Genomic DNA, 24,409 nt, shown 5'->3' with positions numbered 1-24,409 from the left:
CGCGACGGGAGGGTCATTCGTCGGCAGGGGGGCCGTAGACGAAGATCGACAGGAACTGGATCGGGGTCTTGATCAGGCGTTCCGGGCCGTGCGGTACGTCGGCGCGGAACGTCAGGGTGTCGCCCGGATGCAGGATGTAGGTCTGCTGACCGTGCCGGTATTCGATCACGCCCTTGAGCATGTGGATGAACTCGGTGCCGGGATGCTCGAAGACGGGAAAGCGTTCCGCCTGGTCCTCCATCGTGATCAGGAACGGCTCGAAGGTTTTACGCGGACCCTGGTCGTAGGCGAGCAGATGGTAGGTGTGGCCGCTTTTCGTGCCTTTCCGGACGACTTCCATGCCAGCGCCCTTCTTCACGAGCTGGGCGCCGCCCTGCGGGACGTCGAAGTTGCGGAACAGCACGGCCATGGAGACGCCGAGCGCCTGGGCAATGCGGTGGAGTACGTCGAGACCGGTCGAGGTCTGTGCGTTTTCGATCTTCGACAGCATGCCGCGGCTGATGCCGGCCTGTTCGGCGACCTGGGCGATGGTCAGGCCGTGGCTCTGGCGAAGCTCGCGGATGGTCGACCCGAGATAGCGTTCGAGCGGGGTCTTGCTGTCGTCAGCGGTATGCATCGTCGACCTCGGCAAAAGGGGCAAGGGTAGCAGATTGTGGTACGCGCGCCGGCACGGTCGGGACCGCCGGCGTGCGCACCGCAAGTTTCATATGGAGAATTATTGTTTCACAACAATAAATCCCTTCGCATGCAGAAGGCGTGATCGCAGCGTACCGGACGCGGTGCTTGCCTCATGTCGCGCAATTGGGCCGCTCGCCAGCCGGGCGGATTCCACAAACCAGTGAACGCAGCAGTTGCAAGGAGAGACGATGAACCTGAACGATGCGAGCCCGTTGCCAGTCAACGCACTCGGAAGCGTACCGCGCTTCGATTCGGTGGACGAAGCGCAGACATACCTTGCGCAACACGGTGTGAAGTATGTGCTCGCGCAATTCGTCGACATTCACGGCGTGGCCAAGGCGAAATCGGTGCCGGTCGCGCATCTGGGCAGCGTGCTGACCGCGGGCGCGGGTTTCGCGGGCTTTGCGATCTGGGGTGTCGGCATCGAGCCGAACGGGCCGGACTACATGGCGGTCGGCGATCTCGCGACGCTGACGCCGGTGCCGTGGCAGTCCGGGCTCGCGCGCATCGCGTGCGACGGTCACGTCGACGGCGCACCGTGGGCGTTCGATTCACGCGTGACGCTGAAGAAGCAGGTTGCCCGCCTGACCGAGCGCGGATGGACGCTCTTTACCGGCCTCGAGCCCGAATTTTCGCTGCTGAAGCGCTCCGCGTCGGGCACGCTCGAGCCTTGCGATCCGAGCGATACGCTGGCGAAGCCCTGCTACGACTACAAGGGGCTGTCCCGCACGCGCGTGTTCCTGGAAAAGCTCACCGAATCGCTGCGCGCGGTCGGCATCGATGTCTACCAGATCGACCACGAGGACGCGAACGGGCAGTTCGAGATCAACTACACGTATACCGACTGCCTGACGTCGTGCGATCACTACGTGTTCTTCAAGATGGCCGCGTCGGAAATCGCGAACGAGCTCGGGATGATCTGTTCGTTCATGCCGAAACCCTTCGCGAACCGCCCGGGCAACGGCATGCACATGCACATGTCGATCGGCGACGGCAAGCGCAACCTGTTCGCCGACGCCGACGACACGCTCGGCATGGGCCTGTCGGCACTCGGCTACCGGTTCACGGCGGGCCTGCTCGCGCATGCGTCCGCGCTGGCGGCGCTCTGCAACCCGACGGTGAACTCGTACAAGCGCCTCGTCGTCGGGCGCTCGCTGACCGGCGCGACCTGGGCGCCGGCCTACATCAGCTACGGCGACAACAATCGCTCGACCATGGTGCGGATGCCAGGCGGCCGGATCGAACTGCGTCTGCCGGACGGCGCATGCAACCCGTATCTCGCGACGGCGGCCGTGATCGCCGCCGGGCTCGACGGCATCGACCGCGACCTGTCGCCGGGTGCGCCGGCGAACGAGAACCTGTACGAGTGGCCTGCGCAGAAACTTCGCGACCACGGCATCGGCGTGCTGCCGCAAAACCTTGGCGAGGCGCTCGACGCGCTCGAGGCCGACCGGACGATCTGCGATGCGCTCGGGCCGGTGGTCGACGAGTTCATCAAGCTCAAGCGAATGGAGTGGCTGGAATACATGCGCCACGTATCGGACTGGGAAATCAAGCAGTACGTCGAATTTTTCTGAGGAGCAGGCAACATGTGTGGAATCGTAGGATTGCTGGTCAAGACGCCGGCGTTGCGCGACCGGCTCGGCGAGCTGATGGTGCCGATGCTGATCGGCATGACCGAACGTGGCCCGGATTCGGCCGGTCTCGCGGTGTTCGGCGACGCGGTCGAGCCGGACCAGCGCAAGCTGAGCCTGTACTCGGGCTTTACGGATGAAGGCGAGCATTTTCCGTGGGACGTGCTGCTCGATCGGCTGAAGGCGTCCGTCGACGCCGCGGCGCGTGTCGATGCGAAGGGAAACCACGCGGTGCTGACCGTCCACGCGCAGGCCGACACGGTCAGGCACTGGCTGAACGAGCATTACCCGCGCGTGTACCTGCTGTCGGCCGGGCGCTCGATCGACCTGTACAAGGACATCGGCCTGCCCGCGGAGATCGCCGCGCGTTACGCGTTCGGCGGCCTCAAGGGCTCTCACCTGGTCGGCCATACGCGGATGGCGACCGAGTCCGCGGTGACGCCGGATCGCGCACATCCGTTTACGGCCGGCGAGGACTTCTGCCTGGTCCACAACGGCTCGCTGTCGAACCCTTACGGCGTGCGCCGGAAGCTGGAGCCGAAGGGCATTCACTTCGATACCGACAACGACACGGAGGCGGCGTGCCGCTTCCTCGAATGGCGACTGCGCGAGGGCGACACGCTGCCGGTCGCACTGCAGAAGGGCTTCGAGGAGCTCGATGGCTTCTACACGTTCCTGATGGGGACGCCCACCGAGCTGGCGCTGATTCGCGACCCGTTCGCATGCAAGCCGGCCGTCGTCGCCGAGAACGACGACTATGTCGCGATCGCGTCGGAATTTCGCTCGCTCGCGCATCTGCCGGACATCAGGAACGCCAAGGTATTCGAACCCGCACCCGAGGAGATGTACGTATGGAACGCATGACATTCGACCTTGAGCACGCAACCGTCAGGGACGTCAACCAGTACCTGCACGGCAGCGCTGACGTGCTCGACGGGCAGGCGATCGTCGTGGCCTCGCCGAACGGTGCGCACAACATCGCGGTCGGCGTGGACGCCGACGTGACCGTGACGATCGATGGCCACGCCGGCTATTACGCCGGCGGCATGAACCAGCGCGCGACGATCGTCATCGAGGGCAGCGCCGGGACCGGCGTCGCGGAAAACATGATGAGCGGCAAGGTGCACGTGAAGGGTTTCGCGTCGAACGGCGCGGGTGCCTCCGCGCACGGCGGGCTGCTCGTGATCGATGGCGATGCCGGGTTGCGTTGCGGCATCTCGCTGAAAGGCGGCGACATCGTCGTCGGCGGGTCGGTCGGCAGCTTCTCCGCATTCATGGCCCAGGCGGGCCGGATGGTGATCTGCGGTGACGCGGGCGACGCACTCGGTGATTCGCTCTACGAAGCAGTGCTCTACGTGAAGGGTGAAGTGAAGTCGCTCGGCGCGGACGCGCAGTTCGAGCCGATGGCCGACGCGGACTTCAGTGCCGTCGCGGCGCTGCTCGATGCGGCCGGGCTCGACCACGATCCGCGCGCGTTCAGGCGCATCGCTTCGGCCCGCACGCTCTACCACTGGAACGCCGACGCGAACCAGGAATATTGAATCCACGCTCCATCGAGGCAACGCCATGGAAGTCAAACCCATTCATTTCGCCCGCTTGCAGCAGGAAGAGTCGTACGGCTACGACCGCAAGACGATCGACTACATCCACACGGCCGCCCAACGCGGCCTGTACGAGATTCGCGGCCTCGGGGCGAAGCGTCACGTACCGCACTTCGACGATCTGCTGTTCCTCGGTGCTTCGCTTTCGCGTTACCCGCTCGAAGGATATCGCGAGAAGTGCACGACGCAGACCGTGCTCGGCACGCGCTTCGCGAAGAAGCCCATCGTGCTCGACATCCCGATCACGGTGGCCGGGATGAGCTTCGGCGCGCTGTCGGCGAACGTCAAGGAAGCGCTCGGCCGCGCGGCGACGGCGGCCGGCACGTCGACGACGACCGGCGACGGCGGGATGACGCAGGAGGAGCGCCGTTCGTCGAAGACGCTCGTCTACCAGTGCCTGCCGTCGCGCTACGGCTTCAATCCCGACGACGTGCGCCGCGCCGATGCGATCGAGGTCGTGATCGGGCAGGGTGCGAAGCCGGGCGGCGGCGGCATGCTGCTCGGACAGAAGGTCAATCCGCGCGTGGCGTCGATGCGCACGCTCCCGGCGGGCGTCGACCAGCGCTCGGCGAGCCGCCATCCGGACTGGACCGGCCCGGACGATCTCGCGATCAAGATCCAGGAACTGCGCGAGATCACCGACTGGGAAAAGCCGATCTACGTGAAGGTCGGGGCAACGCGCACGTTCAACGACGTGAAGCTCGCGGTGCATGCGGGCGCGGATGTCGTCGTGGTCGACGGGATGCAGGGCGGCACGGCGGCAACCCAGACCTGCTTCATCGAGAACGTGGGCATTCCGACGCTGGCGGCGGTCCGTCAGGCCGTCGCCGCGCTCGAGGACCTGAACATGAAGGGGCAGGTTCAACTGATCGTGTCGGGCGGCATTCGCACCGGTGCGGACGTCGCCAAGGCGCTCGCGCTCGGCGCGGATGCCGTCGCGATCGGCCAGGGGGTGCTGATGGCGCTCGGCTGCAACAGCGAATCGTACTTCCAGGACGGCATGCTGCATTCGGCTGCGGCAGATTACGCGGCGCTGCATACGTCGCCGGGTTTCTGCCACCACTGTCATACCGGCAAGTGTCCGGTGGGCGTGACGACGCAGGACGCGGTGCTCGAGAAGCGTCTCGAACCGGAAGAGGGGGTGCGTCGTGTGCGCAATTACCTGAAGACGCTGAACATGGAGCTGACCACCATCGCGCGCGCCTGCGGCAAGCAGAACGTTCATCACCTGGAGCCGGAAGATCTCGTCGCGCTGACGGTCGAGGCGGCCGCGATGGCGCGCGTGCCGCTGGCCGGCACGTCGTGGATTCCGGGCGAGCGGTCATGACCACGGTGTGACGGTGCGCGCGACATGGCGCCGCGCAGTAGCGGGCGGCGTCATGTCGTCGGTCGCTTCAGACGCCGCGACCCGCTCGGTGCCTCCGTGCGGTGTCGCGGTCATTCCCGATTTTGCTGGTTCGTCATCGGTTATCGCGTGCATCGCGGGGCGGTGCATGCCTTGCTTCGAGGAAACGACATGAAAAAGACGATTGGCTGGATTCTGTGCGCGTGGCTCGCATTGCTGGCGCTACCCGTGTTCGCGGACGACAAGGTGGCGGCGGTGCCGGTGCCGAACAAGGGCGACACCGCGTGGATGATCGTCGCGACGCTGCTCGTCGTGATGATGGCGGCACCCGGGCTCGGCCTTTTCTACGGCGGAATGGTGCGGGCGAAGAACATGCTGTCGATCCTGATGCAGACGCTCGTGGTGTTCTGCCTGCTCGGCGTTCTGTGGGCGGTATACGGTTACAGCATCGCGTTCACCGAAGGCAACGCGTTCTTCGGCGGGCTCTCGAAGGCGTTCCTGGTCGGCATCACGCCGGATTCGACCGCCGCGACCTTCAGCAAGGGCGTCGTCATTCCGGAGTTCATCTACGTGTCGTTCCAGCTGACGTTCGCCGCGATCACGCCCGCGCTGATCGTGGGGGGCATCGCCGAACGCGCGAAATTCTCCGCGGTGCTGGCGTTCATGGTGCTGTGGTTCACCTTCTCGTACCTGCCGATTGCGCACATGGTCTGGTACTGGGCGGGCCCGGACGCTTACACGAGCGCCGCGGCGGCCGACAAGGCCGGCGCGACGGCCGGCTTCTTGTTCCAGAAGGGCGCGATCGATTTCGCAGGCGGCACCGTGGTGCATATCAATGCAGGCATCGCGGCGCTGGTCGGCGCGATCATGATCGGCAAGCGGGCGGGGTTCGGCAGGGAGACGATGGCGCCGCACAATCTGACGTTGACGATGATCGGCGGGTCGCTGCTGTGGGTCGGCTGGTTCGGATTCAATGTGGGCTCCGCGCTCGAGGCAAGCGGCGCGGCGACGCTCGCATTCGTCACGACGCTTTTGGCAACCTGTGCGGCGACGGTGTCGTGGACGTTCGTCGAATGGTCGCTGAAGAAGAAACCGTCCATGCTCGGCGCGGTGTCCGGCGCGATCGCGGGGCTGGTCGTGATCACCCCGGCATGTGGGTTCGTCGGGCCGATGGGCGCGATCGCGATGGGGTTGATCGCGGGCATCGTCTGCTATTGGGGCGTCAACGGGCTCAAGCGCCTTCTCGGTGTCGACGATTCGCTCGACGTATTCGGCGTCCACTGCATCGGCGGCATCGCGGGTGCGCTGCTCACCGGGGTATTCGCGTCGCCGTCGCTGGGCGGAACCGGGATCTACGACTACGTGGGGAACAAGGTCGCCGACTACCACATCGGCGAGCAACTGATTGCGCAGTGCTGGGGCGTCGGGACCTCGCTCGTGTGGTCGGCGGTCGTGTCGGTTGCCGCATTCAAGCTGGTCGACATGACGATCGGTCTGCGTGTCGACGGTGAGCGCGAACGTGAGGGTCTCGACGTCAGTTCGCACGGGGAGACGGCTTACCATTCGTGACGATCGCGTAGCCGCAAGCGCGCATTGTGCGCCGGTTCGCCGCCCCTATCCGGGGCGGTTGAACTGCATCGGTTGTAAAACGGGGCGGCGGGATCGATTAAGGGAGAGCATCGACGGATGACTGAATTCGGCGGCAATTCGTCGTTCATCTGTCTGCCCGACGAACGCTTCGATTGCCGGCGCTCCAGTGCGGAAGTTACTTGCCGTGCTCCTCCCATACCTTCGACCATGAACGAATCGCCTCGAGATTCGTACGGATATCACACAGTACGCCGTCGGCACCCTGGGGATGAAATTGATGTCTGCGAACGCTGTAGAAGTCCTGGTCGAGCATCCTGATGTGACCTACCCTGTCGGCGCAGTAGCCGCAGCGAGCGCGAATGCGACCATGGAGAAGCTCGAGTTGTTCCAGGGCCGAAGGGTTTGGAGCAGCGAGATCGTTTTCGCGAAAAATTTCTTCTATCTCGGCTGCGACGTCGCGAATGATTTCAGATGTCTTCATGGAAAACTTATCCATAACACCGTGGGCGTTAGCTAGGTAAGATTGGTGCAAATGGGATTTAACAAAGTATAACGTTTCGATCGCGCCATTTTCTTTTTTTCAAAAAATAAGTCGCTGGTAGCCCGGATTTTCGTGGGTATCCCTATTGGCGTCTAATGCGAGTTATTTGGCGCATTTCGATAATGATTAAATGCAATGCAAATCACATAATGAAGTAACGGGAATTTATGAAAACCGCGCCATGGGGAATTTGGTCGGCAAGCGAGTCGTCATTGCCGGTGGTCCCGGTGGCTTCAGCGTCGGCGCGGCCAGGTGTCGTAATGAACCTGACGATGGGAGAGAAGGGTGATGGACCCGATAATCGCATTGCGCTTTTCGCGACGCAGCACCGCGGAGCAGGTCACCGAGGGCCTGGATCTCTCCGGCCGGACGATCCTGATCACGGGCTGTAATTCTGGTATCGGTCTTGAAACGACGCGGGTTTTGGCAATGCGCGGCGCCCGCATCATTGCCGTCGCGAGGGATGAAGACAAGGCGCGCGCCGCCCTGGCGATCGCCGACGCCGCAGATGGCATGGCCGTTGGAGCCGAACTGACCGATCTCGCTTCCGTTGCCCGCGCCGCCGACCGCATTCTCGCGTGCGGCATCACCCTCGATGCCGTCGTCACCAATGCCGCGATAATGGCGCTGCCAAAGCTGGAGACGGTGAACGGCGTGGAAAAGCAGTTCTTCGTCAACCATGTCGCCCATCATCTGCTGGTGACGCGGTTGCTGCCTTCAATCAACCGCTCGCGCCCGGGCCGGATCGTCATTGTGGGCAGTCATTCCCATCGCTTTGCTCCAGGCGGGAAAGGCATTGATTTCGACAATCTCGACGGTAGCAACGGCTATCGCGGTTTTCCGTTCTATGGCCAGGCGAAGCTCGCCAACATCCTGTTCGCGAACGAGCTTTCACGCAGAGTGGGTCATGTCGGAATCACTGCAAACGCACTCCATCCGGGACTGATTGGCGCCACGGGCCTGCATCGGCATATGCGCGGGCCGTTCAACTGGATCGTCTCGGCTGCGATGCTGTTCGGCAAAACGGTGCCGCAGGGCGCCGCGACAACGTGCCTGCTGGCCGCGCATCCTGCGCTGAACGGCGTCACCGGCCGTTATTTCGCGGATTGCCGCCCTGCCGAATCCTCGGCCTTTGCCCGGGACGCCGATCTCGCCCGGCGCCTCTGGGACCGCACCGAGGAAATCATCGCATCCCACGGAATGACCTGATCCCGAACGCTTCGGTTGCCTGCAGGTGTGTGCAAGGGGCAATCGCATCCGCTAGCCGCGCACGCGCGCCTTCTCCGGATCGTAAAAGATCGGGGCGGTCACCCGCGCGTCGATGCGCTTCTGCTGGCCGTCGAGCTTGCCGACGTGGAGCACGTTGCCCGGCTCCGTGTGGTGAACGTCGATTCGCGCGAGCGCGATGCTCCTGCCGAGGATCGGCGAGCGCATGCCGCTCGTGACGACGCCGACCTGTGCCCGCCCGTTGTGCACGCAATCGCCGTGACGGGCCGGTTCGTTGCCGGCGAGTTCGAGCCCGACGAGCCGGCGGTGCGGATGCGCGCTGCGGCGAAGCAGCGCGTCGCGCCCGACGAAGTCATCGGTCTTCGTCGCGAGCGGAACGCTGAAGCCGATGCCGGCCTCGAACGGATCGGTTTCGTCGGTGAATTCGTAGCCGGCAAACACGAGCCCGGCTTCGATCCGCAACAGGTCGAGCGCGTCGAGACCGAGCGGCACGAGTCCGTGCGGCTGGCCCGCCGCCCAGATCGCGTCCCATACGGCTTGCGCGTCGCGCGGATGGCACCAGACCTCATAGCCGAGCTCGCCGGTGTAGCCGGTCCGGCTGACGATGACGGGGCAGCCGTCGTCGCCGCCGAGGCGGCCGATCAGGAAGCGGAACCAGCCGAGGCTGTCGAGCGACGGCTGGGTCGCGGGCGTGCGGATCAGCGCGCGCAGGATCTCGCGGCTGCGCGGCCCTTGCAGCGCGACATTGTGGATCTGGTCGGACGACGACTTGACCCAGGCCTTCATGCCGAGCCTGTTCGCCTGCTCCCGCAGCCAGACACCCGCGAAATCGTCGCCGCAGATCCAGCGGAACGTGTCGGGGCCGAGCCGCATCAGGGTGCCGTCGTCGAGCATTCCGCCGTGCGGATGGCACATCGCCGAGTAGACGACCTGTCCGACCGCGAGCCTGCGCACGTCGCGCGTCAGGCAGTATTGCAACAGGGCCTCGGCGTCGGGGCCGGTGACGTCGAACTTGCGCAACGCGGACAGATCGACGATCGCCGCGCGCTCGCGGCAGCCGTAGTATTCGTCGATCGCGCCGTAGCCGTCGAACCGCGCCGGCAGGTGCCAGCCGCGGTAGTCGGCAAAGTGGCGCGTGAGCGCCGACGTGCGGGCGTGGAAGCCCGACTGGCGCGTCAGCACGGGCGGGGCGTCGGGGGTGGGTCTGATGGCGGTGGACATGGTGAAGCGCGCCTCGCTCGAATAGGTTCGGATCCGGATGTCGGTCGGTTGCCACGCGTTCGCGGGGTCGATGTCGTCGGGGCACGACGTGCTGACGCACAGCAGCGGCTTCAGCGCGCGCAGCAGCACGTAGTCGCCCGGGCGCGACCACGGCTCGTCGATCGTCATCTGGCCGTGCGCGTCGATCGAGGTGTTGAAGAAGAAATTGATCGCCGGCCAGCCGGGACGCGCGGCGATGCCGTATTCGGCGAGCACCGCACTGATGTTGTCGCTGCAGTTCGCATGGCCCGGGTAACCCTGCGTGTCGTAATAGCGCGCGGTGCACGCGAGCGCGAACGTGTCGTGCCGGCCGACGGTATCGTGCACGACTTCGAGCATCGGCTGCATGAGCTGATCGAAGAACCGCGAGTACAGACCGGGCATGGGATACGCATGACCGTTCAGCGTGCGGGTGACGGTCGGATCGAGACCGACTTCCCGGTGCCCACCGAGCGCGTCGAGATCGAATGCGACGAAATCGGAGCATTGCCTGCCGTCGACGTCGACGATCTGCAGGTACTCGCCGGCCGCGACCGTGTACGCGACGGCCGTTCCCGGACGGATCACGAAATCCGCGAGCGGATCGGCGAGCGGCACGCTCGTCTGCGTGGCGGCGGACGCGCCCGCGCGCACGACGGACAGCTGAAGCTCCGTCGCCGGCTGGCCGGCCCGGTCCACGGGCACGGGTCCGCCGGGCGCCGCGACGATCGCGACGATCGGCTCCGTCGCGACGAACGTGCGCATGGTGCCGGCGCGGGTGTCGCCGGACCAGAGGACGGCGCCGTCGGGCAACGGCTTGCCCGTCAGCCCGTGCCGTTCGAGCAGGATGGCGAGATCCGCTTGTGCTGCGGAAGCGCCGTTCAGGTATTCGGCGATGAAGCGTGCGCTGTCGTCGGGCGTCAGGGCGAGCGCGGCCAGCGCGCTGCCGCCGTCGCGCACGCGCAATGCGAGCAGCTCCGCGCGCTGCCGGCCTTCGACGTCGATCACCTGCAGCGTATCGCCCGCATCGAGCTTGACGGCGGCGAGCCCCGCACCGGCGACACGATGGCGTTCGCGGCCGGCCGCATGCGCGGACAACGCAGGTTCGTGCGGCCGCGACACGGTCGGTGGTCGAATGAGCATGGACGTTCCTTGAATGAGTGGACGGGCGCGGCCCGCGATGCGCGCGGCCGCGAACGGCACGTCGGGCGTCGCGGCACCCGGGGCCCGGTCGGGTGACGCGACAGCGCAGTGCCGCGACAGTCAGCCGGCGCGAACGCGCGGCTCGGGCGCACGCTCGCCGAGGTACGCGTCCATCGAATCGTCGAGCGCGTCGAGCCACGGCGTGTGATGCGGCGGCGACTGGGTGCCGGTCATCAGCGAGCGATACGATTTGTCGCGATAGCCCATGATGTTCTCGTGCTTGTCGTGTTTCCACGCGAGGAACGTGCGATTGACGCCGGCGATGTCGAAGCTCGGATAGTCGGTCGCATCGATCAGGTCCTGGATATAGCTGCCCTGATACTCGAACATCTGCTGGTTGGTGACCAGCGTTTCCTCGCGCGCGCGCCACGCGAGACTGTCGGCGTGCATCGCGTCGAAACCGGGCAGCGCGATGCGGCCGAGGATGACGTCGCGTGCGTACCAGGCTTGCGCGTCGAACATGTTGAACGAGTACCAGAGGTCCTGCATGCCGAGATAGATCAGTTTCGGGTTGCGTTCCCAGAAGATGCCCTTGTACAGGTCGAGCGGCCAAAGCCGGTTGTTCGTCTTCAGGCGCAGGCTGTCGGGCAGGAACGGGAAATGGTGCTGGTATCCGGTGCAGAGGATGATCGCGTCGATCTTCTTGCTGCTGCCGTCGGCGAAAAACGCGACGTTGCCGCGCACGCGCTCGAGCAACGGCTTTTCCTCCCAGTTCGCCGGCCAGTGATAACCCATCGGCGCCGTGCGATAGCAGCTCGTGATGCTGCGCGCGCCATACTTGTAGCATTGCGACCCGATGTCCTCGGCCGAATAGCTGCTGCCGACGAGCAGGATGTCCTTGTCCTTGAATTCGAGCGCGTCGCGAAAGTCGTGCGCATGCAGGATGCGTCCGCCGAAGCTGTCGAAGCCGGGAAAGCTCGGCATGTTCGGGGTCGAGAAATGGCCGCACGCATTCACGACGTAGTCGAAGTCTTCCGCGTACACGACGTCCTTGTCGAGATCGTGCGCGGTCACCGTGAAGCGGCCGCTCGCGTCGTCGAACGCAACCTGGCGCACGACGGTGCTGAAGCGGATGTCCTTGCGCACGCCGGCCTTCTCGACGCGTCCCTTGATGTAGTCCCACAGCACTTCGCGCGGCGGATACGACGCGATCGGCTTGCCGAAGTGTTCCTCGAACGTGTAGTCGGCGAACTCCAGGCATTCCTTCGGGCCGTTCGACCACAGATAGCGGTACATGCTGCCGTGGACCGGCTCGCCATGTTCGTCGGTGCCGGTGCGCCACGTGTAGTTCCACATGCCGCCCCAGTCGCGCTGCTTCTCGAAGCAGACGAGCTGGGGGATGTCCGCGCCCTTCGCCTGGGCCGACTGGAAGGCGCGAAGCTGGGCCATGCCGGATGGGCCCGCACCGATGATTGCAACACGTTGTGTCATCGCGTTCTACCTCGTTGGAAGTGGTTAGCCGTGGTTCGGCGAACGGCGCGTGCCGTTCGTGCGCGGACGCGGGTTACGTCGCGCGCTGCCGCCGCGCCGCGAGCGCGGTGTTCTTCATCAGGAAGGCGATCGTCAGCGGACCGACGCCGCCCGGAACCGGCGTCAACGCGGCGGCGACGCGCGCCACGCTGTCGTGGTCGACATCGCCGACGAGCCGCGTCGCGCCGCCGGATTCGATGCGGTTGATGCCGACATCCACGACGACCGCGCCCGGCTTGATCCAGTCCGCATCGACGAGCCCCGGCTTGCCGGCTGCCGCGACGACGATGTCCGCCTGGCGGCACAGTTCGGCGGCGTTCGCGCTGCGCGAGTGGACGGTCGTCACCGAGCAGTCGGACTGGAGCAGCAGCGCGGCCATCGGCTTGCCGACGATGTTCGAGCGCCCGACGACGACTGCATGCTTGCCGCGCAAGTCGCCGACGATCTCCCGCAGCAGATGCATGCAGCCCGACGGCGTGCACGGCACGAGCGCGTCCTGGCCGAGCGCGAGCCCGCCGACGTTGTCGCGATGGAAGCCGTCGACGTCCTTGCGCGGATCGATCGCGTCGATCACGGCCGCGGCGTCGAGTGGCGCGGGCAGCGGCATCTGCACGAGAATCCCGTGGACGTCGGGGTCGGCGTTGAGTTCGGCGACGAGCGCGAGCAAGTCGGACGCGACGGTGTCGGCGGGCAGCCGATGCTCGATCGAACGGATGCCGACCTGCTGCGCGCGCAGCATCTTGTTGCGCACATAGACGTGGCTCGCCGGGTCGTCGCCGACGAGCACGACCGCGAGGCCGGGCAGCACGCCGTCGCCGCGCAGCCGCGCGACGTCGTGCCGGACGGATTCCAGCAGCGCGTCGGCGATCGCCTTGCCGTCGATGATCGTCGCGCCGCTCATCGGAAGATCACCGTGCGGTTCTGGTTCAGGAACACGCGGTGCTCGGTGTGATACTTGACCGCACGCGACAGCGCGACCGTCTCGGTGTCGCGTCCGATCGCGACGAGATCGGACGGCTGCAGCACGTGGTCGACGCGCTGCACCTCCTGCTCGATGATCGGCCCTTCGTCGAGGTCGGACGTCACGTAGTGAGCGGTCGCGCCGATCAGCTTCACGCCGCGCTCGAACGCCTGGTGGTACGGCTTCGCGCCCTTGAACCCCGGCAGGAACGAGTGGTGGATATTGATCGCGCGGCCGGCGAGCCGCTCGCACAGGTCGTTCGACAGGATCTGCATGTAGCGGGCCAGCACGACGAGTTCGGTGCCGGTTTCGTCGACGATGCGCATCAGCTCCGCCTCCTGCCGCGTTCGGGTGTCCGGCGTGATCGGCAGGTAGATGAAGCGGATGCCCTCGCGCTCGGCCATCGGCCGCAGATCCAGATGGTTCGACACGACCGCGGTGATCTGCATGCGCAGCTCGCCCTTGCGGAAGCGGTACAGCAGGTCGGACAGGCAGTGGTCGAACTTGCTGACCATCAGCAGCACCTTCATCGGTTCGCCGGCGCTTTTCAGTTGCCACTGCATCGAGAAATCCCGGGCGACGCCCGCGAAATCGCGCTGCAGCTGCTCGACGTTGCCGTTCGCACCGGTGTTGAAGCGGAACACGGCGCGCATGAAGAACGTGCCGCTGACCTCGTCGTCGTATTGCGCCAGCTCGCCGATGTAGCAGTTCGACGCGGCGAGATGGGCGGTGACGGCAGCCACGATGCCGGACGTGGCCGGGCAGCTGATCGTCAGGATGTAGTTCGGATTCACGTCGTGTGTCCTCGAAACGGATCGGAATGCGGGAAAGGCCGGCCGTCGCCGGTCATGCATGGTCGTCAACGCGTCAGCCGACGGCGGTGCGCTTTTTCTTGTCGGGATCGTCGAACGGCAACAGCGCGGTGGTCGCGCGCGTCTCGACGCTGCCCTTCACCACGAGCGGCACGCCCGCACGGGCATGCCGGACGTCGAGGCGGGCGAGCGCGAGCGAGCGCCCCGTCAGCCGCGAATACATCGCGCACGTGATCACGCCGGCCGCCTTGCCGTCGTGCCAGAGCGTGTCGCCGGCCTGCGCGGCCTTCGCGGCCTCGAGCTCGACGCCGAAGATCCGGAACCGCTCCTTGCCGGCGAGCCGGAAGTGCTCGGCCGCGCCGCAGAATTCGGTCTTGCCGGGCGACACTGTGAAATCGAGGCCGAGTTCCCACAGCGTGTCGCCGGCGCGCTCGTCGGCAAACGGGTACATCTCGGAGTTGTCGTACGGATAGAACAGCAGGTAGCTCTCGACGCGCAGCCAGTCGAGCGCGGTGAATGCGCAGGGGACGATGCCCATCGCCCGGCCCTTGTCGAGGATCGTGTCCCAGATGAACGGCGCGTCGGCGGCCTTGCAGAAGATCTCGTAGCCGCGCTCGCCGGTGTAGCCGGTGCGCGAGATCATCGCCGGCCGGCCGAACAGGCGCGTCTGCACATGGTGGAAGTACGGCAGGTTGCGGATGTCCGGCACGTATTCGGCAAGGAAGTCGACCGCGACCGGCCCCTGCAGCGACAGGTCGTGCAGGTCGTCGTCGAACAGCACGGCGACCTGCCGGCCATACGCGGAGCGCACGAGGCGCTCGTACCCCGCGCCCGCGCCATGGACGACCATGAACGCATTGGGGCCGGTGCGGTAGACGATGCAGTCGTCGATGAACTTGCCGCTCTCGTCGAGCAGCGTCGCGTACACCGACTTGCCGGGATACAGCTTGCCGATGTCGCGCGTCGTCGCCCAGTTCAGCAGGCTTTCGGCGTGCGGGCCGACATAGTGCACCTTCTTCAGCCCCGATACGTCCATCAGGCCTGCGCGGGTGCGAATGGCCTCGTGGTGGTCGGCGAGATCGGTCGCATAGGTCCATGCGGTGCCCATGCCGTTCCAGTCCTCGAGATTCGAGCCGAGTGCGCGATGCCGGTCCGCGAGGGCGGAGATGCGCCAGGAGTTCGCCATCTTGAATTCTCCAAACGAAAGTGAAGGTCGATTACGGAAAACGCCGGGTCAGGCGTCGACGTCGAACCGGCTGAGCCATTCGACGAGCGTGTGCCGGTAGCGGGTCATGCCCTTGTATTCGGCGATCGGGTCGGGCAGGTCGCGCAGCACGCGGTGCAGCCGGCGCGCCCACACCGGGTTGCCGACGAGGTCGGCCATGCTGCACAGGTAGGTGCGGATGCCGAACATCAGCGCATTGCTGCGCGCAAGCCGCGCCATCAATTGCAGCTCGACGCGCAGGTGCACGGCTTCGCCGACGTTGTCGGGCGTCACGCGCCCGCGGTCCGCGCCCCACTGGTGATAGGTCTCGGGCGACGTGTCGAGGCGCGGATGAATGGTCAGCGTCCAGTTCAGGCGGCGCACGGGGTGGCCTGCCTGCACGCCGAGCAGGTATTTCAGCGCGCGGTCGAATACGCCCGCCTGGTGCGCGAGCGGCACCGGCGCGTGCCATTGTTTGAAGCTCATGCCCGCATCGAACGCGAGCGACCAGTCGGCCGGGCCGGTGACGACGCCGGCGTCCATGTACAGGTCGCCGGCGCGCTGGTCGAGCAGCGCGATGTCGCCTTGCGTCTGCCGCATGACGTATTCGAGCGGGCCGTACGGCAGCGTGCGCGCGTCGCCGAACACGAAGGCCTGGTCGAGGTCGAGCGCGTGGTTCCGCCAGTGCCAGCGATCACCGTCGCGCTCGAGCGCGAACCACGCCGGATAGTCGTGCGCGAGATGCGTCATGATCATCTCCAGCGTGTCCCAGCACGCGGTCTCCATGTGCGGCATCACGATCGCGCGGCGCGGATCGGCGTCGAGCACGCGTGCGCGTTCGGCGATCTCGGAACGGTAGTGCTCGTCGATGTCGAAGTGGTGCGCGAAGACCGAGCCGGGATCGCGCGGCGTCGCGGGCTCGAGGTTGACCGAATACATGTACCGGTCCTCGGGGAACGGAAACGGAAAGCGCGCGATCGCCGCCGGGCTGTTGCGGAACGAGAAGTCGTCGCGATAGGTTTGCGCGGGCTTGATGAATACGCTCATGGCTCGGATCTCACAGGTCGAGGGTCAATGCGGCGCCGCACGCGCGCGATACGCAGGGCATCAGATGGGTGGCGCGCGCGTCGGCGTCCAGGAACGCATCGCGATGCTCGACCGTGCCGTCGAGATAGCGCGTCGCGCACTGGCCGCATGCGCCGCCGCGGCACAGGTTCGGCACGTCGATGCCCGCCGATTCGAGCGCCTCGAGCAGGCTCTGCTCGGCGCCGACCGCGATGCGACGGCCGCTGCGGCGCAGGTCGACCGCGAACGGCTGGCCCGGCGCCGGCGCCACGAAGGCTTCCCAGTGCACGCGGCCGGCCGGCCAGCCGAGCGCGGCGGCCGCGGCGCGCACCGCGTCCAGCAGGCTTGCGGGGCCGCACACGTAGACGTGCGTGCCGAGCGGCTGCTTTTGCAGCATCGCGATCGCGTCGAAGCGTGCGTGCACGCCGTCATAGCCGTGAAAGCGCGCGCCGAGCCGCGCATCGAGCGATGCGCGATAGGCATCCGTCAGGCCCGCGCGGTACGCATGGTGCAACTCGTGGCTCGCTTGCCGGCGCTCGAGTTCCGCGAGATGCGCGATGAACGGCGTGATGCCGATGCCGCCCGCGACGAGAACGTGATGGCGCGCGGTGGTGTTCAACGCGAACAGGTTCGCCGGTGCGGTGATGCGCAGGCGCGCGCCGGGTTCCAGACGGTCGTGCACGAACGCGGAGCCGCCGCGTGACGACGCGTGACGGCGCACGGCGATCCGGTAGAGGTTTCGTTCGGCCGGATCGCCCGCCAGCGAATAGGCATTGCGATAGGTGCGGCCGCCGTCGTTCAGCACGACTTGCACATGGCTGCCCGACGAGAACGCCGGAAGGGGGCCGTCGAGCGCCGTCAGCACCAGTTCGCGCACGACGGGTGTGAGCATGCGGGCTTCGGCCACGCGAACGTCGAGCAGGTTCATGCGCGGTCTCCCGCGCAGGGCCGGTCGGCGTCCGCGCAGACGCCGAGATAGGCGCCGAGCCGCGCGGAGAAATGCTGGCGGACACTCAGGCGGACGTCGCATGACGGGCAGGTGACCTCATCGGGCTCGTCATGCCCGTCGTGCGCATGCGCGGCCCCGCAATGCACGCAGTACACGGTGCGCCGCGTGCCGGACACGGCCGCGGCCACCTCCTCCGGCAGCAGGCCGGCCGCCTGCGCGATACGCCGAATGTGCCAGACGAACGTCTCGTCGCCGCACACATAAAGACGCACGCCGACCGTGCTTTCATCCAGCCGGTGCCGCACCTCGTCTTCGAGCGTGTCGAGCGACGCGTGAAACACGGTCGGCAGGCCGATTGCCTGCAGCTTGCCGAGCGTGACGAGCAGCGCGCTGCCCGGCAGCCCGGCGAGCGCGTTGATGAACGCCGGCAGCGCGTGGAGCGCGTCGCCTTGCGCGACCACGAGATGCGAGCGGGCCTCGGCGCAGGGCTGCAGCGGCGCATAGTGCGGCAAACTCGGCGGCACGAACGGCGTATGGGCCGGTTGCCGGTTGCGGGCTGCGAACGGTTCAATTGAGTGCATCGATCGGCTCCCAAAATGGGGCGTTTGCATCATGAATGGGCGTACGCTCGGCGACGGTCGTGGCGTCACGTTTGCGTTCCTGTTGTTCAACATAGTTTCTTGCCAGTAATTGCCGTTCAATCCTGAAGAGGAGGTACGCCCTAAGAGGTAGCGCGCCGGAACGGCGCCGAAAGGCATGGAACTTGCGTCGTGATTCGATCCTGGTTTGTCCGTGCCGAACGACCGTGACTCCTGACGACAGCCTGACCGACCGATGCATGCGGCCCGCCGGCGGCGCGTCGTTGCCGACGCGCATGCGTGACGCGCTGCTCGCGTTTCTGGCCGGATACGTCAATGGCGCGCCGCGCCACGTGGCGTTTCACGCGTTCTTCACGGGGCTCGCGCGCGAATTGCCGGACGCGCGGATCGTGCTCGCGCTCGATGGCGGCGCGGGCTACGAATCCGCGCCGGACACGCTGGTGCGATGCACGCAGGGGCATCGCTGCAAGTTGCGGCATGGGGCAAGCGACGGCGCATGCGAACTGTGTCCGGACTGCGTCGGGCAGGGGCACGGGCGCGCGGTGCGCGCGCTCGGCGACGCGGTGCTGGTGCTGGACGTCGCGCTGCCGGCGGCGCCGACGCTGCTGATGGACCTCGAGATCGTCGCGGCCACGATCCGCGCGGCGCTGATGCGTCGGGCGCCCGCCGACGCGCACGGGCGCGACGCGACGAACCCGTCGGAGGCGCTGACACGCGAGTTGCACGACTCGGTCGCGCAGCAACTGGGCTTCATGTCGTTCCTGGTCGCTCGCCTGCAGCAACAGGACACGACCGGCAACCCGCTGTTGGCCGAACTGCGCACGATGACGACGCGCCTGCAGCGCCAGGTGCGCGAGCTCATCACCAGCGCGCGGCTGACGCTCGACGGGCGCTCGCTGCAGCAGGCGCTGGCCGAGTCGGTCGCGGAATTCTCGCGCCGCTGCGATGTGGTGTTCGAACTCGACAATCGCGTGCCCGACCTGCGGATCGATCCGCGCATCGCGCTGCATATCCTGCAGATCGTCCGTGAAGCGCTGTCGAACGTCGTGCGTCATGCGCAGGCCGGGCATGCGTGGATCACGCTGCGGACCGACGGCGATGGTTTGCAGGTATCCGTCGTCGACGACGGAATCGGGCTCAGCGAGGGATCGGCCGACCTGAACCACTACGGCCTCGACATCTTGCGCGAACGCGCGGCGGCGATCGGCGGACGCATCGCGATCGATGGCGGCGCCTGCCGCGGGACGCGCGTGATACTTGTCGTGCCGGACGGCGCGACATTCGGAGAGACATCCTGATGGAACCGACGACGCTGCTGTTGATCGACGATCACCCGCTGTTTCGCCGCGGCGTGGCCGAATTTTTTGGTGCGACCGGAGAATTTCGCGTGGTCGGCGAATCGTCGAACGGCGCGCAGGGGATTTCGCTCGCGGGCATGCTGCGCCCGGAGCTGGTGCTGATCGATCTGCACATGCCGGGGCTCGGCGGGCTGCAGGTGCTCGACGGGCTCAGGCGCAAGGAGGTCGATTGCGTGAAGGTGCTGCTGACGGCGTCGATGGAGCGCGACGAGCTGCGCGCGGCCGTGCGGCTCGGCGCCGACGGCTACGTGCTGAAGGAGTCGGAGCCGCAAGCGCTGCTCGCCTACGTGCGTAGTTGCATGCGGGGGCTCGTGGTGCTCGACGACGAACTCGCCGACGAAGACGGCGTCGCCGGCGCGCATGCCGACGCGCGGCCGGCCGACCTGACCGCGCGCGAAACGCAGACGCTGACGCTGATCGCCGACGGCATGAGCAACAAGCAGATCGCGCGCGTGCTCGGCATCAGCGAGGGCACGGTGAAGGTCTACGTGAAGAACCTGCTGCGGAAACTGGACGCGCGAACGCGGCTCGAGCTGGCGGCATCGGTGCACCGGCGCGCGATCGGCGCATCGACGCGGGAACGGGGGGCGTGATGAAGGACGGCGCGCGCGTGACTCAGCCTGTTCAGCCGACGCAGCCGTCGAGCGGCGCGTTCGACGTGGACGATTGCCCGCTTGCGCTGCTGAAGCTGGACGGCGCGGGACGGATCGCCGGCTTCAACGTCGCGTGGACCGACGCGATGGAACGGCCCGCGGCCGGTCGGCGCTTCGTCGATTACGTGCATCCGGAGGACCGGCGCATCTGGAGCGGCATGCTGCAGCGTGCGCGGGCGATCTCGCGCGGCGGGGTCCGCGAGCGTCTGCGCTGCGTGCGTCCGGACGGCGAACTGCGCTGGTTCGAGGTGTCGTTGAAGAGAAATGCCGGCGGCTCGTCCGTTGCGCTGTCCGACGTGACGCTCGACCGCCGTCGCGAGACTTCGACGCAGGCACACCTGAGAAGCGTCGCGGGGCTGCTAGACAGCATTCCGGGCCTCGTCTACCGCGGCCGCAACAACCGGCTGTGGACGATGGAGTACGTGAGCGCCGGATGCGAGGGCTTGACCGGCTATCCGCGGCAGTGGTTTCTCGACGGGCATGCGCATGCATTCGGGCAACTGATCGTGCCCGAGGATGCCGATTACGTGTGGACGGGTGTACAGCAGGCGCTGGCGGTGCGCGGCGTCTTCGATCTGCGGTATCGGATCAGGTGCGCCGACGGACGGATCAAGCCGGTGTGGGAGAACGGCGTCGGGATTTATTCGGCGAGCGGCGAGGTGTTGGGCGTCGAGGGCGCGATCTTCGAAGTGCGGCCGGGCGACCGGCCTGGCGCCTGAGCGGCCGACGCATGCGCGTGGCGGGCTGCGCCCGCGCCGGATTGCCGGCGCGAAAGCGCGGCGCCCGGTCGTGAACCGGGCGTCGTTTCGATTCGAGCGCAACCGCGACGGCGCGCTTATGGCGCGAACCAGTGCGTCGCAGCGACGACCGCCACGCCGAGCAGCAGCGTCAGGTACGGAAGATAGCCGGCCTTGCGCGGCTGCATGCTGCCGGACAACGCCATGTCCTCCCGCATCTGGTCCGGGAAGCGGCCCTTGTCGGTCACGTAATGCCGCCAGGCGAACACCGGCAGGATCAGCGCGGCGAACATGAGGCCCGAGACCAGCGTGCCCTTGCCCCACACGTCGGCGCCGAACCCCATCAGCGCGAGGTTGACGAACGACAGCAGCGTGCCGAGCGCGAGCAGCCAGCGCGGCGCCCTGAACGGGCGCGGCCAGTTCGCGCGGTCGAGGCGGTGGATCCATGCCGCGTTCAGGTTGAGGAAGTTGAAGATGATGTACCCGACGTTCGACATCGCGAGCACGACGGTGTAGTCGGACATCAGCAGCAGAAACAGGTTGAAGCCGAGATCGGTCCACATCGCGCGGGTCGGCGCGCCGTTCTCGTTCACGTGCGACAGGTACTTCGGCAGCCAGCCGTCGACCGATGCCTGATACAGCGTGCGCGACGATCCGGCCATCGACGTCATGATCGCGAGCACCAGCGCGAATACCAGCATCGGTTTCAGGATGTACTCGCCCCGGTTGCCGACGTGGACGATCTGCGCCATGGCTTCGGCGACGCCCATGCCGCTGAAGATGCCCGGCGACAGCACGCCGTCGTAGACGGCCGCCTGCGTGACGTTGCCGGCCGCATCCTTCACTTCGGGCGTGACGAGCTGGCCGAGGCCCAGCGCGCCCTGGAACGCGAGCGGGACCATCGTGAAGAACACGATGCACAGCAGGCCGGAATAGACGATGGCCTTGACCGTGTCGCGGCGCGGATCGCGAAACTCGCGCGTGTAGCAGACCGCCGTCTCGAAGCCGTAGGTCGACCACGCGGCGATGAACAGGCCGCCCGCCATCAGCTGCAGGCCCGCCAGATTCCATGTTCCGTCGATGACGCGGCCGGCCGCATCCTTAGCGAGCGGGTAGAGCGGCAGCAGGTGCGACTTGGGCAGGTCGCCGCTCAGGATCGGATAGACGCCGACGAGCAGCAGCGGCAGCAGCGCGGCGATCGCGAGAATCATCTGGAGTTTTGCGGCCTGCAGGATGCCGCGATGCTGGACCGCGAAGGTCGTGAGCAGGATGATCGCGCCGATCACGAAGGTCGCGTTGATGCGCAGCGACAGGCCGCTCGCGAGCCAGCCGAGATCGAGCAGCGTGATCTGCCAGGTGTTGATCGCGGCCGTGGCCGGGAACAGCATGTTCAGCACATAGCCCGCGCCCATGCCCGAGCCGATCGCCAGCACCGGCGACCACGCGAACCAGTTGCACCACACGGACAGCGGCGCGAGCAACTTGCTGTAGCGCACCCACGCGATCGCACCGTACACCGACGCGCCGCCCGACTTGTGCGGAAAGAGTCCTGCAATCTCCGCGTAAGAAAACGCCTGGATGAAGCCGAACAGGATCGAGATCATCCATACGATCCACGACGGCTTGCCGACGGTGGCCGCGATGGAGCCGATCGAGAAGAGCACGAGCGCGGGCACGCCGCTCGCGACCCAGAATGCGCCGGTCCAGCTTATCTTGCGCTGAAGTCCGGCCGTCTCGCCATGCGCGGCGGGGAAATCCGCCGGTGCGCTGTCAGGGAGGGAACTCATGGGGGTCTCCGTCAAGTCGGGTTGGGTACGATGCGATCAACGATCGTTGGCCAATAACGCGCAAACAACTCTCTTAAAGAGGTACTCCTTCCGAGAGAGAACCGGCGTCGCACGGCGACGGAGGGGCGATGCCGGCACGCGCTCGGGCGCGCATGTGCGCAAATCGCGCAGGCGAAGCGGGGCGCGCTTCGTTAGGTTGACGAAGAAAATGGAACGAAGGGATGGTGTCCGGTGAGTGGTGCGCCGCGACCCGAGCATGGGCGGATCGTTCGAAACGTTCGTTGCCCACGTGTCGTCGCCTGTCCGGGTAGTTCCGCCCGCCGCCGCGCTCCGGCGTGACCCGCACGCTGTTGCGCGTTGTAAGCAATCGCGGCGGCACGGCGCCACGCGAGCCGGCACCCGGGACCCGCCGGGCCTTTCATCGCGCCCCACAAAAAAGTCTTGACTATCTATCTACGAGTAGATAAAGTTCGATCCATGGAAACGAAGACGACCGTCCGCGAACAGATTCTCGACCACGCGATCACGCTGATGATGCTGCGCGGTTACAACGGCTTCAGCTATCGAGACCTGTCCGATCTGGTTGGCGTGAAGACGTCGAGCATCCACTACTACTTCCCGTCGAAAGACGATCTCGTGCTGGAAGCGGTGGCGGCGTACAGCGACGAAGTGCTTGCGGCGATGCGTGCGATCGATCCGGCGTTGCCGGCCGACGTCAAGCTGAGCCTCTACACGAAGCTGTTCGGCAGAACGCTCGGCGACGGCAATCAGATCTGTCTGTGCGGCATGCTCGCGGCGGACATCGAATCGTTGCCGGAGCGCGTGCGGCAGGCGGTTCAGGCCTTTTTCAAGGCCAACGAGAACTGGCTCGCCGAGTTGCTGGCGCAGGGCGCGAAGGAGCGCACGCTGCAGTTCAGCGGCACGCCGGAAACGGCGGCGCGCACGTTGTACGCGGCGTTCCAGGGCAGCGTGCTGGCCAGCCGGCTGTTTCATACGCGGGCGCGTCTCGAGGATGTCGAGGCCGTCTGGAAAACCCGGTCCTGATGGACGGGGCAGGCAGTCAGGCGGTTCGCCGCCTTTTGTTGGGGTTAGTTATCTATCTTGTGGTAGATAGATAATCGAGCGGATGGATTCGATCATCCGCATTTTTTTGGGGATATGTGTCTATCTATGAGTAGATAAACAAACGTGATGCCGGCGGCCAGGCCGTCGGCGCGCGATCCCGGGTTGGAAGGCTGTTTCACTTACTCACCATTGAAAAGGAGTCTGTCATGTCGATCGAAAAAGTGCTGTACCGCGCTCATGCAAAAGCCACCGGCGGCCGTGACGGCCGTGCCACGGTGCCCGAAAGCGGTCTCGACCTGAAGCTGACCACGCCGCGCGAACTCGGCGGTGCGGGCGGCGCCGGCGCGAACCCTGAACAACTTTTCGCGGCCGGCTACAGCGCGTGCTTCATCGGTGCGATGAAGTTCGTCGCGGCCCGCGACAAGATCGCGATCCCCGCGGACGCCGCGATCGAAGGCAGCGTCGGCATCGGCGCGATCCCGAACGGCTTCGGCATCGAAGTCGAACTGAAGATCTCGCTGCCGGGCCTCGACCGTGAAACCGCGCAAACGCTGATCGACCGCGCGCACATCGTCTGCCCGTACTCGAACGCGACGCGCGGCAACATCGACGTCACGCTGACGCTCGTCTGATCGCACGCACTACGAAGTAATCCGTCGTCATTCATTGCATACACCGGTTGAGCCAAGGA

At 66.2% G+C, this 24,409-nt stretch carries 22 protein-coding genes; 11 read left to right on the top strand and 11 right to left on the bottom strand.

From position 1 onward, the window contains the following. Nucleotides 1–13: 13 nt before the first annotated feature. On the bottom strand, nt 14–616 hold the full coding sequence (locus DIE16_RS15985; protein WP_124488097.1) for a helix-turn-helix domain-containing protein: 603 nt from the start codon (nt 614–616) through the stop codon (nt 14–16). A gap of 250 nt (nt 617–866) precedes the next feature. Here DIE16_RS15985 and glnT point away from each other — a divergent pair, with 250 nt between their 5' ends. The 5 genes from glnT (at nt 867) to DIE16_RS15960 (ending at nt 6,827) form a co-directional block, all read left to right on the top strand. Beyond that, nucleotides 867–2,255 (top strand): type III glutamate--ammonia ligase, encoded by a 1,389-nt coding sequence (gene glnT / locus DIE16_RS15980; protein WP_185640876.1) that lies wholly within the window; start codon nt 867–869, stop codon nt 2,253–2,255. 12 nt (nt 2,256–2,267) lie between these two features. Continuing rightward, nucleotides 2,268–3,176: a class II glutamine amidotransferase gene (locus DIE16_RS15975; RefSeq protein WP_124488096.1), complete on the top strand. Its 909-nt coding sequence runs from the start codon at nt 2,268–2,270 to the stop codon at nt 3,174–3,176. After that, a complete protein-coding gene (locus tag DIE16_RS15970; RefSeq protein ID WP_124521265.1) occupies nt 3,164–3,853 on the top strand; it encodes a protein glxC in 690 nt (229 codons plus the stop codon). Before DIE16_RS15975 ends, DIE16_RS15970 begins: the two co-directional genes overlap by 13 nt. Before the next feature lie 25 nt (nt 3,854–3,878). Continuing rightward, nucleotides 3,879–5,240, top strand: coding sequence for an FMN-binding glutamate synthase family protein (locus DIE16_RS15965; RefSeq protein ID WP_124892699.1), 1,362 nt, complete (start codon nt 3,879–3,881; stop codon nt 5,238–5,240). 189 nt (nt 5,241–5,429) lie between these two features. Further along, nucleotides 5,430–6,827, top strand: a complete 1,398-nt coding sequence (locus DIE16_RS15960) for an ammonium transporter (RefSeq protein WP_124892697.1) — start codon at nt 5,430–5,432, stop codon at nt 6,825–6,827. A gap of 196 nt (nt 6,828–7,023) precedes the next feature. Here DIE16_RS15960 and DIE16_RS37110 read toward each other — a convergent pair whose 3' ends face one another. Next, entirely contained in the window at nt 7,024–7,329 is a 306-nt protein-coding gene (locus tag DIE16_RS37110; RefSeq protein WP_260434397.1) for a hypothetical protein, read from the bottom strand. 348 nt (nt 7,330–7,677) lie between these two features. Here DIE16_RS37110 and DIE16_RS15950 point away from each other — a divergent pair, with 348 nt between their 5' ends. Further along, complete coding sequence (locus tag DIE16_RS15950) at nt 7,678–8,598, top strand: SDR family oxidoreductase (protein WP_221625270.1); 921 nt, start codon at nt 7,678–7,680, stop codon at nt 8,596–8,598. Between the two features lie 51 nt (nt 8,599–8,649). On the opposite strand, the gene DIE16_RS15945 is transcribed toward DIE16_RS15950, so the two are convergent. The 8 genes from DIE16_RS15945 to DIE16_RS15910 all read right to left on the bottom strand — a co-directional run bounded on the left by DIE16_RS15945 (nt 8,650) and on the right by DIE16_RS15910 (nt 18,100). Beyond that, nucleotides 8,650–10,998 (bottom strand): DUF1989 domain-containing protein, encoded by a 2,349-nt coding sequence (locus DIE16_RS15945; protein WP_221625269.1) that lies wholly within the window; start codon nt 10,996–10,998, stop codon nt 8,650–8,652. 120 nt (nt 10,999–11,118) lie between these two features. Then, nucleotides 11,119–12,489, bottom strand: a complete 1,371-nt coding sequence (locus DIE16_RS15940) for an NAD(P)-binding domain-containing protein (protein ID WP_124488092.1) — start codon at nt 12,487–12,489, stop codon at nt 11,119–11,121. Nucleotides 12,490–12,562: 73 nt separating this feature from the next. Further along, nucleotides 12,563–13,429, bottom strand: a complete 867-nt coding sequence (locus DIE16_RS15935) for a bifunctional 5,10-methylenetetrahydrofolate dehydrogenase/5,10-methenyltetrahydrofolate cyclohydrolase (protein ID WP_124488091.1) — start codon at nt 13,427–13,429, stop codon at nt 12,563–12,565. Then, nucleotides 13,426–14,283, bottom strand: a complete 858-nt coding sequence (purU, locus tag DIE16_RS15930; RefSeq protein ID WP_260426285.1) for a formyltetrahydrofolate deformylase — start codon at nt 14,281–14,283, stop codon at nt 13,426–13,428. The genes DIE16_RS15935 and purU overlap by 4 nt, the downstream gene beginning before the upstream one ends. A gap of 73 nt (nt 14,284–14,356) precedes the next feature. Beyond that, entirely contained in the window at nt 14,357–15,487 is a 1,131-nt protein-coding gene (locus tag DIE16_RS15925; RefSeq protein WP_124488090.1) for an aminomethyltransferase family protein, read from the bottom strand. Between the two features lie 48 nt (nt 15,488–15,535). Beyond that, entirely contained in the window at nt 15,536–16,552 is a 1,017-nt protein-coding gene (locus tag DIE16_RS15920; protein ID WP_124892693.1) for a DUF3445 domain-containing protein, read from the bottom strand. A gap of 10 nt (nt 16,553–16,562) precedes the next feature. After that, on the bottom strand, nt 16,563–17,498 hold the full coding sequence (locus DIE16_RS15915) for a PDR/VanB family oxidoreductase (RefSeq protein ID WP_124892692.1): 936 nt from the start codon (nt 17,496–17,498) through the stop codon (nt 16,563–16,565). After that, nucleotides 17,495–18,100: a dimethylamine monooxygenase subunit DmmA family protein gene (locus DIE16_RS15910; RefSeq protein ID WP_124892690.1), complete on the bottom strand. Its 606-nt coding sequence runs from the start codon at nt 18,098–18,100 to the stop codon at nt 17,495–17,497. The genes DIE16_RS15915 and DIE16_RS15910 overlap by 4 nt, the downstream gene beginning before the upstream one ends. A gap of 224 nt (nt 18,101–18,324) precedes the next feature. Here DIE16_RS15910 and DIE16_RS15905 point away from each other — a divergent pair, with 224 nt between their 5' ends. Genes DIE16_RS15905 through DIE16_RS15895 form a run of 3 tightly spaced genes read left to right on the top strand, consistent with a single transcriptional unit; the run spans nt 18,325 to nt 20,848 of the window. Continuing rightward, nucleotides 18,325–19,416 (top strand): sensor histidine kinase, encoded by a 1,092-nt coding sequence (locus DIE16_RS15905; protein ID WP_221622530.1) that lies wholly within the window; start codon nt 18,325–18,327, stop codon nt 19,414–19,416. Then, the gene (locus DIE16_RS15900; RefSeq protein WP_124488086.1) at nt 19,416–20,069 is read left to right on the top strand and encodes a response regulator; all 654 of its coding nucleotides are present in this window, start codon (nt 19,416–19,418) and stop codon (nt 20,067–20,069) included. Before DIE16_RS15905 ends, DIE16_RS15900 begins: the two co-directional genes overlap by 1 nt. Nucleotides 20,070–20,086: 17 nt before the next feature. Further along, nucleotides 20,087–20,848 carry a PAS domain-containing protein gene (locus tag DIE16_RS15895; RefSeq protein ID WP_260426284.1) on the top strand — a complete coding sequence of 254 codons (762 nt, stop codon included), beginning with the start codon at nt 20,087–20,089 and terminating at the stop codon, nt 20,846–20,848. A 116-nt stretch (nt 20,849–20,964) separates the two neighbouring features. On the opposite strand, the gene DIE16_RS15890 is transcribed toward DIE16_RS15895, so the two are convergent. Next, entirely contained in the window at nt 20,965–22,653 is a 1,689-nt protein-coding gene (locus DIE16_RS15890; protein WP_185641016.1) for an APC family permease, read from the bottom strand. 477 nt (nt 22,654–23,130) lie between these two features. Here DIE16_RS15890 and DIE16_RS15885 point away from each other — a divergent pair, with 477 nt between their 5' ends. Further along, nucleotides 23,131–23,697 carry a TetR/AcrR family transcriptional regulator gene (locus DIE16_RS15885; protein WP_124488085.1) on the top strand — a complete coding sequence of 189 codons (567 nt, stop codon included), beginning with the start codon at nt 23,131–23,133 and terminating at the stop codon, nt 23,695–23,697. 227 nt (nt 23,698–23,924) lie between these two features. Next, nucleotides 23,925–24,350: an organic hydroperoxide resistance protein gene (locus tag DIE16_RS15880; RefSeq protein ID WP_011880657.1), complete on the top strand. Its 426-nt coding sequence runs from the start codon at nt 23,925–23,927 to the stop codon at nt 24,348–24,350. The last annotated feature ends 59 nt before the right edge of the window (nt 24,351–24,409 follow it).

It is taken from the genome of Burkholderia sp. Bp9090 (assembly GCF_003857985.1).
Classification (GTDB): domain Bacteria; phylum Pseudomonadota; class Gammaproteobacteria; order Burkholderiales; family Burkholderiaceae; genus Burkholderia.
Note: the sequence above shows the minus strand (reverse complement) of the source record. Positions and strands in the feature narration are given on the sequence as shown.